This is a genomic window from Methylocaldum sp., assembly GCF_039794385.1.
In the GTDB taxonomy this organism is placed as follows: Bacteria; Pseudomonadota; Gammaproteobacteria; order Methylococcales; family Methylococcaceae; genus Methylocaldum.
The window spans coordinates 1-5,526 of record NZ_JBDIVO010000300.1 but is presented as its reverse complement, the minus strand read 5'-3'; the positions used below and the strand labels follow the sequence as shown (position 1 = coordinate 5,526).

General features: G+C 60.3%; 9 protein-coding genes. All 9 read right to left on the bottom strand.

Features of this window, described 5'->3' with window-relative positions; all coding sequences use genetic code 11:
• The coding region (gene tolA / locus ABJK70_RS19145) for a cell envelope integrity protein TolA (RefSeq protein WP_347258794.1) at positions 1-1,004 on the bottom strand (1,004 nt) is incomplete at its 3' end.
• The gene (gene tolR, locus ABJK70_RS19140; RefSeq protein ID WP_347258793.1) at positions 1,001-1,447 is read right to left on the bottom strand and encodes a protein TolR; all 447 of its coding nucleotides are present in this window, start codon (positions 1,445-1,447) and stop codon (positions 1,001-1,003) included. The genes tolR and tolA, both read right to left, overlap by 4 nt.
• Entirely contained in the window at positions 1,444-2,121 is a 678-nt protein-coding gene (gene tolQ / locus ABJK70_RS19135; RefSeq protein WP_077728972.1) for a protein TolQ, read from the bottom strand. Before tolQ ends, tolR begins: the two co-directional genes overlap by 4 nt.
• Positions 2,111-2,536 carry a tol-pal system-associated acyl-CoA thioesterase gene (ybgC, locus tag ABJK70_RS19130; protein ID WP_077728971.1) on the bottom strand — a complete coding sequence of 142 codons (426 nt, stop codon included), beginning with the start codon at positions 2,534-2,536 and terminating at the stop codon, positions 2,111-2,113. Before ybgC ends, tolQ begins: the two co-directional genes overlap by 11 nt.
• Positions 2,537-3,565, bottom strand: coding sequence for a Holliday junction branch migration DNA helicase RuvB (gene ruvB / locus ABJK70_RS19125; RefSeq protein WP_077728970.1), 1,029 nt, complete (start codon positions 3,563-3,565; stop codon positions 2,537-2,539). It lies immediately after the preceding gene.
• 31 nt (positions 3,566-3,596) lie between these two features.
• On the bottom strand, positions 3,597-4,157 hold the full coding sequence (locus tag ABJK70_RS19120; protein WP_077728969.1) for a Uma2 family endonuclease: 561 nt from the start codon (positions 4,155-4,157) through the stop codon (positions 3,597-3,599).
• A 39-nt stretch (positions 4,158-4,196) separates the two neighbouring features.
• Positions 4,197-4,793, bottom strand: a complete 597-nt coding sequence (gene ruvA / locus ABJK70_RS19115; RefSeq protein WP_086135330.1) for a Holliday junction branch migration protein RuvA — start codon at positions 4,791-4,793, stop codon at positions 4,197-4,199.
• Positions 4,790-5,296 carry a crossover junction endodeoxyribonuclease RuvC gene (ruvC, locus tag ABJK70_RS19110; protein WP_077728967.1) on the bottom strand — a complete coding sequence of 169 codons (507 nt, stop codon included), beginning with the start codon at positions 5,294-5,296 and terminating at the stop codon, positions 4,790-4,792. Before ruvC ends, ruvA begins: the two co-directional genes overlap by 4 nt.
• 9 nt (positions 5,297-5,305) lie before the next feature.
• A partial coding sequence (locus ABJK70_RS19105; protein WP_347258792.1) for a YebC/PmpR family DNA-binding transcriptional regulator occupies positions 5,306-5,526 on the bottom strand: 221 nt, incomplete at its 5' end.

Sequence of the window (5,526 nt, the reverse complement as noted above, 5' to 3'; positions counted from 1 at the left end):
TCGGCCTCCGCTTTCTGTCTAGCTTCCAATTCGGCAGCTTTCCGTTTCGCCTCGGCTTCCGCCTTTTGTTTGGCCTCCAATTCGGCCTTCCGCTTCGCTTCCGCTTCGGCCTTGAGTTTGGCTTCCAGTTCAGCTTTGCGTTGCGCTTCAGCCTTTTGCTTGGCATCCAACTCGGCTTTCCGTTTTGCCTCGGCTTCCGCCTTTTGTCTGGCTTCCAGCTCGGCTTTTCGCTTCGCGTCGGCTTCGACTTTCCGTTTGGCTTCCAACTCGGTCTTCCGTTTCGCTTCCGCTTCGGCTTTCTGTTTGGCTTCGAGCTCCGCTTTCCGTTTCGCCTCGGCTTCCGCCTTCTGCTTGGCTTCCAACTCCGACTTCTGTTTTGCCTCGGCCTCCGCTTGACGCTTGGCCTCGGCCTCGGCTTTTTGTTTAGCTTCGACTTCGGCCTTTCGCCTCGCCTCCTCTTCAGCCCGGCGTCTGGCTTCGAGCTCGGCCTGACGGCGATCTTCCTCCTGGCGTTTCTTCGCTTCCGCCTCCGCTTTGCGCAACGCCTGTTCTTCCGCCTTGCGCTTGGCTTCCAGCTCAGCTTGCCTGGATTCGTCGGCCTTACGCTTCTGGTCGGCGAGGCGCTTGGCCTCCTCCAGGCGTTTTCTTTCCTCCGCCTCGGCTTTGCGCTGAGCTTCCAGTTCGGCTTGCCGCTTGGCATCTTCGTCCTGTTTGCGCTTCAATTCTTGGGCTTCGGCCTGCTCCCGGCGTTCGGCCTCTTCTTGGACGCGCCGCTCCTCTTCCAGCTTTTCCTGACGGGCCTGCTCCTCGCGCCGCCTGGCTTGCCGTCCCCGCTCGATCTGGAATTCGTCGACCGCTGTCGCCTGAATGATTTCCGGCTGGGGCGGCTGCGCGACCGGCGTGACGGAATCGAACTGAACCGCAAAAAGAAGGATCAGAACAGCGTGTAGCGCCACCGATAGCCCGAACGGACCACGGTAGCGTTTGGAATGGGAACGACTCATTCGTCCTCGGCCGGGCCCGTCATCAATCCGACGCTCGGTACGCCCGCGTTTTTGAGCGAGGCCATGACCATCACGACTTTGCCGTAATCCACGGTCTTGTCGCCCCGAATCAAGACCGAGAGCCCCGGTTTTTTCTGGAGAGCATCCATGACTCTGGCGGTAAGCGCGTCGGAATCGACCTCGACGTCCTCCTGATTGCCGGCATCCACGAACAAGCGGCCTTCGGCATTGATCGATACGATGATGGGCAGATCCTGCTGCGGATCGACGGTTCTGGCCTCGGCTTGGGGAAGATCCACGTCCACCCCGGTTTGAAGCAGCGGCGCCGTCACCATGAAAATGATCAAGAGCACCAAAGAGACGTCGATATAAGGAACGACGTTGATTTCGGCCATGGGCCTGCGGCGACAGCCGCGCCCGCTTCCCCCGGATGATACGTTCATTTTGCGTGCGCCTGACGATGCAATAAGCTCAGGAATTCTTCGGTGAACGCTTCGTACCGATTGGCCAGCCGCCCGATATCGGTCGAATAGCGGTTATAGGCCATGACCGCCGGAATCGCGGCGAACAAGCCCATGGCGGTCGCCACCAGCGCTTCGGAAATGCCGGGCGCCACCATGGCCAGGGTCGCCTGCTTGACGCTGCCGAGCGACCGGAACGAGTTCATGATGCCCCACACGGTGCCGAACAGTCCGACGTAGGGACTCGTGGAACCGACCGTGGCGAGAAACGGCAAGCGCTCGTCCAGGCTCTCCAATTCGCGGTTCAGGGCCACGCGCATCACCCTCTGCGTTCCCTCCATCACCGCATCGGGACCGATGTTCGGCTGTTGCCGCAGCCGCGCGAATTCCTTGAATCCGGCCATGAAGATATTTTCGAGCCCTTCCGTCCCCAGATCCTCTCGGGTCAATTGGCGGTAGAGATCGGCAAGATCTATCCCCGACCAGAAGCGTTCTTCGAACTCCTCCGAAGTCTCCTCGGCGCGCCTGATCTCCTTGTATTTCGAAAAAATGAAGGTCCATGAAATAACCGATGCCAAAACCAGAATGAGCATAACGATCTGGACCACCGGGCTCGCTTCGGTGATTAACTTGAATATGGAGAGTTCAGAGGTCATTTTTTAACCGTTGCAATAAAAAATCAGGAATGGCCGTGGGCCGGAAGGTTTCGGCGACGAGACAGACGACGCGCACCCGCGCCTCGCACACGAGTTCGTTATCTTGCCGTACCGCCAGTTGTTTGAACGTCAAGCTCGCCGACTTCAACTGCTCCACTTCGGCAGACACCCAGAGCATCTCGTTGAACCGTGCCGCTTTCACGTAGTCGATCTGCATCGAGCGAACGGCGAACAAGATCCCATGTCGGGTCCGAAGGTCATCCTGCTCGAAACCCAACGAACGCAAAAACTCGGTCCTTGCCCGCTCGAAAAATCTGAGATAGCTGGCGTGATAAACCACGCCGCCGGCATCGGTGTCTTCGTAATATACGCGGACGGGCCAGCGAAACCCGCTTTGTTCGGAAATATCCCCCAACTAAAAGAGCTCCTCGTTCACATTGAGCGCCTTCGGCGGCTCCAGACCGAAATGAAGGTAAGCCGTGCGCGTCGCAACCCTCCCCCTCGGCGTGCGCATGATGAAGCCTTGCTGAATCAAGTAAGGCTCCAGAACGTCCTCTATGGTGCCGCGCTCTTCGCTGATCGCGGCGGCTATGTTGTCTAGCCCTACCGGACCGCCCTCGAATTTCTCGATCATGGTGCGGAGCAGCTTGCGATCGAGCTGGTCGAAGCCGTTATGGTCGACGTTCAGCATTTCCAGCGCCTTGCCGGCCACCTCGACGGTGACTCTTCCGTCCGCCATGACTTCGGCGAAATCGCGAACTCGCCGCAACAGCCGGTTGGCGATGCGCGGCGTTCCGCGCGACCGGCGCGCGATTTCGCGGGCACCTTCGGGGCTCATTTCAACGCCGAGGATTTTCGCCGAGCGGGTGACGATCCGGGTCAATTCCTCCGGCGTGTAGAACTCCAGGCGGTGGACGATCCCGAATCGGTCACGCAAGGGCGAAGTCAAAAGTCCGGCCCGGGTAGTCGCACCCACCAGGGTAAACGGCGGGATATCCAGCTTGATCGAACGCGCAGCCGGACCTTCGCCGATCATGATGTCGATCTGGTAATCCTCCATCGCCGGGTAGAGAACCTCCTCCACCATCGGGCTCAAGCGATGGATCTCGTCGATGAAAAGAACGTCGCGCGGCTCCAGATTGGTCAGCAAAGCCGCCAAATCCCCCGCCTTTTCCAGAACCGGCCCCGAGGTCTGGCGTAGGCTGACGCCCATCTCGTTGGCGATGATGTTGGCCAGGGTTGTTTTGCCGAGTCCCGGCGGACCGAAAATCAGAACATGATCCAAAGCTTCGCGTCGCGCCAGGGCCGCTTGAATGAAGATCGCCATCTGCTCGCGCATGGCCGCCTGGCCGATGTAGTCGTCCAGACGGCGCGGACGTATGGCGCGGTCGACTGCGTCTTCGTCCGGGGAGCCGGCGGGATTGATGAGACGGTGGGTAGGCATAGTTATAAATACGGTCTATTTTGAGCGGCAATTACTCCGCCCACAGTTCCCCCAACGCCCATTCGACGGCTTCGAAAGGCGGAACGGAAACCCGGCTGTCGCCGGCATGGGTCTGTACCAGCAACCAGCGCCCCTGCTGGTTTTCGTAAGCCTCGAGAACCCGCGTGTCAGGGTCGACCAGCCAGGCATGAGCTACGCCCAGGGAGCCGTAGAGCGGCAGCTTTTCGGCGCGGTCGTCGCGGGCCGTAGACGGCGACAGCACTTCGCAAACCCAGTCCGGTACGCATTCGAACCAGGCGGCATCGGGCAAGCGGGGCATTCGCTCCCGTCGCCATCCGGCCAGGTCCGGCACCAGGACGTGCCCACCGAGATGAAGCTCCGGCTCGTCCAAAATCCACCAGCCTCCGGGGCCGCCATCACCCAAATCGAAAGGACCGCCGATCCGAACCCCGAGATTCGATGACGCCCGCGCATGACGCGGCGCCGGACGGGGATGGGTGATCAGGCGCCCGTAAACGATTTCTCCCACCAAATTGGGCGGAAGGGCGAGAATGTCTTCGTAGGTCGCGGGTTTAATCGCTGGATTCGCCATGGCTGCTCGGATTCTATCGTATCAAAGTTCAGCCGGTTTTTACTTCGCCGCGGACTGCAAGGCTGAACGAATGATCTCCTCGCTGCTCTTGCCGTCGACCGGAACCTTCCGCACCAGGTTGCTGGCATCCTGCGGCTTGAATCCTAAAGCGATCAATGCGCTGACCGCATCGTCCACCGGACTCGCCGCCGGTGCCGGCAGGGTTCCCGCGCCGGGCAGATGAACCGTGGGCAGCTCGGGCAGACGGTCCCGCATTTCGATGATCAAGCGTTCCGCGGTTTTCTTGCCGACCCCCGGCAAGCGCACCAGACGGGCGGCGTCCTGCGCTTCCACGCAACGGTGGAACTCTTCGGCGCTCAAACCCGACAGAATCGCCAGGGCGAGCTTCGCACCGACGCCGCTGACACGGATCAGGCTGCGGAACAGGGCGCGCTCCGCCTCGGATACGAATCCGAACAGGCTGTGGGCGTCCTCGCGGATCGCCAGATGGGTGTACAGCGTCACCTCTTCGCCGATCTCCGGCAGCTTGTAGAAGGTCGACATCGGCGCGTCGATCTCGTACCCGACGCCGCGCACGTCCAACAAAAGAGAAGGCGGCTTTTTGGCGACCACCAAACCGCGCAAAAATCCGATCATCGCATCACAACTCCGGCCAGCCGCAGACGCCGCAAGGTCTGCCGGTGGTGGATATGGCACAAGGCCACGCCCAAAGCATCACTGGCGTCCAATTGCAGCGGCGAAGAAAATTTGAGCAGGAAACGCACCATGTGCTGGACTTGCAGCTTGTCCGCACTGCCTTTTCCGACCAGGGCCTGCTTCACCTGCCGCGCGGCATATTCATGAACCGGCAATCCCGCCGCAAGGCCCCCGCAGATGGCGGCTCCCCTGGCCTGCCCGAGCTTCAGAGCCGAATCGGCATTCTTGTGCATGAATACTTGCTCGATGGCCAGTTCGTCGGGCCGGAATTCGAGCGCGATTTTATAGACCCCGTCATAGATTTGCTTGAGGCGTTCGGGAAAATGATCCGTTTCCGTGCGAATACACCCACAGGCAATCAAGACGGGTCCTTTATCGCTATCGCGAACGACGCCGTAGCCGGTACGGCGTGACCCCGGGTCCAGTCCCAAAACGACCGTCACATCGCCTCTTTATCCGATCTGGGCGAGGATCTCCTCGCTGATATCGGCATTGGAATAAACATTTTGCACGTCGTCCAAATCTTCCAGACGCTCCAGAAGGCGGATCATCTTTTCCGCGTCGTCCTTGTCCAAGGCCACGCTGGTGCTGGCTCGCATAGTCACCTCCGCGCTCTCTGGCGCGAGCCCGGCTTGCGCGAGCGTATCGCGCACCGTCTCGAACTGATCCGGAG